The organism is Paenibacillus prosopidis (assembly GCF_003337375.1).
Classification (GTDB): domain Bacteria; phylum Bacillota; class Bacilli; order Paenibacillales; family Paenibacillaceae; genus Pristimantibacillus; species Pristimantibacillus prosopidis.
Map to the genome: position 1 here is coordinate 1 of NZ_QPJD01000066.1, position 2,348 is coordinate 2,348.

Annotated in this window: 1 protein-coding gene; it reads right to left on the reverse strand. The window is 39.6% G+C overall.

The annotated features are described in order from the left end of the window. Positions 1–296: 296 nt before the first annotated feature. Complete coding sequence (locus DFP97_RS30265; RefSeq protein ID WP_114384360.1) at positions 297–1,535, reverse strand: RNA polymerase sigma factor; 1,239 nt, start codon at positions 1,533–1,535, stop codon at positions 297–299. Positions 1,536–2,348: the final 813 nt, after the last annotated feature.

Below are 2,348 nucleotides of genomic sequence, written 5' to 3' on the forward strand. Positions count from 1 at the left end.
ATGCACCGTGGTCGTCGGAGTCAGACTAACGGATGGGCTCTAACGCACCATAGTTGATCGACCTTCTTCTCCCAGCCGTAGTAGAAGTATTGACGGCTTTTCCATTTTCATCCTCTGTGGTGCAGCGCTGTTTCTCGCGCTGCATGAATGGCTAACGGGCAGGATAGTTTAATGATAGGGGCTATAAGGCTGTACTAGATAGAACAATGTATAGTGTACTGTTGAGCTAAGGGAGACCATGACAAAACCACCTTTTCGAAGGTGGTTTTGTTATGGTCAAATACTAGTATTAAAATTTAACATAGCCTAGATTTTAAATATTGCACCCACATCCCGTGTAGCTGAGCTTCCGATACTTGAAATGCGCCTTGAAAATCAGTGGCATCGCGTATGAATTTGTTGAGCGCATCTAAACTGTATGAATGGATGAGATATTCTACGATCAAGTACGAGAATCCATATCCCCCTATCTTCTCGAAATCCCAGGTATCATTAGTTAATGCTTGAAAGCTAGGGACAGCGTTATTTTGAATCGCTTCGGAGGTACTATACTGGATATATTCTTGTGACATTTGTTTGGCTTCATGCCCGCCGAGCCCGTGTGTAAGCCATTTCGGTGCCAACGGATTGATATCCTTCACTAGCCACATCGTAAAAATGCTTATAGTGTGCCGTAGTACCGATTGATACGTATGTTCAGGGCCTGGGTTGAGTGGGGATACGATTTTAATTTTGTTATCTTCATAGGTTCCCATAAACCAATTGGGCGCATCCGGTTCGTTTATTGCTTGATGAAAAGTGGGCAGATCCGGATAGATCTCAACAGCGATTTTCTGAGAAGGTCGATGACGATAGGTAGTAATAATTCGATCTACATTGCTTTTCAACTCTTCAAATAAGTCATGGTATACCTTGTTCATACCATCATTCTTGGAGGGAGCCTCGCTTTTATCCACAATTGATATCAATTCTTTAATAGACATGATTGTAATGCCACCCCATTCTTTTAATTCTTTTTTTAGTTTGTTTAAGGCACGGTAGAGTCTGTTCTTAACTGCGCTTTCAGGCATCCCGATGATTTTGGACACTTCCAATAAAGTGCAGTCGACGAAAAAACGCAATGATATGATTTGCTGATCTAATTCATTTAATCGGGCTAATGCAGCACTAATATCAAGACGGATATCGACATCTCTAGTAATATCGAGGGATATCGATTGGGACTGAAAATCGATTACTTCGTGCACCATTTCTTTATTTCGTGATCTCGTACGATACTCGTTTTTCACAATATTTTGCGCGATTTTGAATAGCCAAGTAAATATACTGGAGTTACACTTAAACAAGTGAAAGTTTTCCATTGCTTTTAAAAAAGCTTGTTGCGTTAAGTCATCGGCAGTTGCCGAATTTGTCTTTACTGCAATATAATTTCGAATTCTATCTCGATATTGATTATAAATGGCTTCGAAATGCTGGATGTGCTCCTGCTCCTCCGGAAGAACAGGGATTTTCTTTTTGTCTTGAGCTCGTGACACCAGTAGTACCTCCTCCTGAACTTACAATTCATTAGACACCGAAGGGAGGTAAAAAGCCACATCATTTTAAAATAATTTTACACGACGCTATTTCACTATTTCTAAACCGAAAAAGCAAAGCGTAGCAGGTTAGTTCTAACCAATGGCGTATTATTAGATATACTAGTTGGTTGTAAAACTACGATGAGTATAGGTGTAAACATGAAATTTCAAATAATCTGGAATGCTTTTTTTAAAGTTAAAAATGAGGAAAAAGCAATTCGACTTATCAACCAATTGAGGAAAGAACTGGTCAATCAATTGTTTCAAGACAATTTGAAAGATCGAAGATGGAGCCTTCGCTTTTAGGAGCAACGTTTGTAAGTAAACTAAAGAACGATATGACTATGGAGGCAGCTGTTTTCCAAACGCTTCAGATAATTAATATGATTGGGACTGCCTGGACGGTTTATAGTCCTTCAATTACTTGCGATCCTGAGAAACCATCTGAGGTTCTACTTTGTTTTGAAGGATACCATAGAAATCCATCATTTACTGGTCTGTCGTGGGTTCAATTCTTTCTAGAAACGGATACGAAACACGAATATGGATGGGAGTATCCTAACGCTTTTGGGACTGATTTTGTAAATCAGGTAGAATAAACAGAGTGAGGCCATCAGACGAGGTTGAACTAACGGGAGACTATAGTTCAGGAGCTGAGGCAGTCCCTCTTTGATCATTGAAGTAACGGCAGGATACTGACATAATTTCATGAATTTAGACTGAAAGTATAATTTGATAGGAGGGATTTTACTGGAAATAGAAATCATACCC